The following is a 1,329-nucleotide window of genomic DNA, read 5'->3' on the forward strand; positions in this document are numbered from 1 at the left end:
CGGTCACGCGGCGGAGCCGCATGTCGTCCGGGTCGCCCGGTTTCCCCGGCGGCGACGCCAACATTACACGGTCCACCGGGTGGAACACCAAATCGTTTCCGTCCCGCGGGCAGACGTGCCCGGTCCCGCGGAATCGGGGTCCGACGTCGGCTCCCGTCCGTGTCCACGGCCCCGGAGGTCAGGCCGTGGCGAACGAGTAGAAGCGTTTGAGCGTGCAGTGCTCGTCGAGGAGGCGGCCGTAGATCGGCTCACCCTCCAGTTCCCGGTAGGTCTCGATCGGGTCGCCTTTTATGATCAGCGCCCGTGCGCATTCCTCGCACCAGTACTGGTAGTCGGGGTTGACCGGTTCCATGTCCCGGACGATCGGCGTGCCGCTCCCGCACCAGTCGCACTTCCGCCTGTGTGCACCCATCGATCAGCTCCAGCTGTGGCCGCAGGCCGTGCACACGTAGGAGATTCCGCCGTTGTCGCCGAGGACCTGGGCCACGTGGGACGAGCCACAGGAAGGGCAGTCGAGGAGGGTGGCCTTCCGATGTGGCACCGCCACGGCGAGGAGATCGTGGACCTCCCCGCGGATGCTCGCAGGCATCGCTACTCCCTCCCGTCGGGCCGCGCCCCCTTCCGGCCGCTTGATTCTGCCACGGCCAGGCCAATACGGTCAGCGACGCCTGCGTACCAGTCCGGACACAGCGCCCGGCGTGGCCGTCACGGGCCAGCGCGTACATGCACACGGGGAGCGCGTCCTCAGAGGTATACGCCCCAGGGCCCCGAGTGACTCAAGCCGGTGCCAGAAGATTGGGCCGACGACCGCGACACCGATCAGCTGACCGAGCCGGGTGAGCGTCGACGGCGGTCGCCGACGTCCGCCGCGTCCTCGGGTCGCACGCTGGCGGAAGCCCCGGTGTGGGGCCGAACGAGCGCGAGATCTGCTCCGGGTCCGTCGGAAGGCCGCGTACGGCCACGGGCAGGCGTCCTGAGGGCCGTACGGGGCCCGTCCACACACCGGCCGTGGAGAGCGCTGCGGGGCATGGCCAGGACCACAGCGGTCGGCCCTCCTCCTGGCCGGCGGAAGGGGCGCCGAGCGCCGTCACCCGTGCCTCTGCGGTGACATGACGCGGGATCAGGCCGAGCAGCACCTGCGGGATCGCCACGGCGGACACCGTCCACCGGCATGGTGCGCCGAGCCGTGGCCGAGCCTCGGGGCGATTCCGTCTGGTACGGCGGAAGAAGACGATCCGCCATCGGGCATCGGCGCGAAACGCAGAAAATCCCGCCCCTTGCAGGACGGGATTCTGATCACGATCTCTGACATCTCGAGAGTGTCGATCC

The 1,329-nt window shown here is 69.6% G+C and carries 3 protein-coding genes; 1 reads left to right on the forward strand and 2 read right to left on the reverse strand.

What is annotated here, in order from left to right; all coding sequences use genetic code 11:
* Positions 1 to 178 precede the first annotated feature (178 nt).
* Both VXC91_RS45730 and VXC91_RS45735 read right to left on the reverse strand, forming a co-directional pair.
* Positions 179 to 412, reverse strand: a complete 234-nt coding sequence (locus VXC91_RS45730; RefSeq protein WP_016643127.1) for a hypothetical protein — start codon at positions 410 to 412, stop codon at positions 179 to 181.
* Between the two features lie 3 nt (positions 413 to 415).
* On the reverse strand, positions 416 to 589 hold the full coding sequence (locus VXC91_RS45735; protein WP_329513231.1) for a hypothetical protein: 174 nt from the start codon (positions 587 to 589) through the stop codon (positions 416 to 418).
* Positions 590 to 1,109: 520 nt separating this feature from the next.
* Here VXC91_RS45735 and VXC91_RS45740 point away from each other — a divergent pair.
* A partial coding sequence (locus VXC91_RS45740) for a hypothetical protein (RefSeq protein ID WP_329513232.1) occupies positions 1,110 to 1,329 on the forward strand: 220 nt, incomplete at its 3' end.

It is taken from the genome of Streptomyces chiangmaiensis, assembly GCF_036281785.1.
In the GTDB taxonomy this organism is placed as follows: domain Bacteria; phylum Actinomycetota; class Actinomycetes; order Streptomycetales; family Streptomycetaceae; genus Streptomyces; species Streptomyces chiangmaiensis.

Coding starts and splice junctions, on each gene's coding strand:
- VXC91_RS45735 (WP_329513231.1), bottom strand. CDS start 589: ATGCCTGCGAGCATCCGCGGGGAGGTCCACGATCTCCTCGCCGTGGCG.
- VXC91_RS45730 (WP_016643127.1), bottom strand. CDS start 412: ATGGGTGCACACAGGCGGAAGTGCGACTGGTGCGGGAGCGGCACGCCG.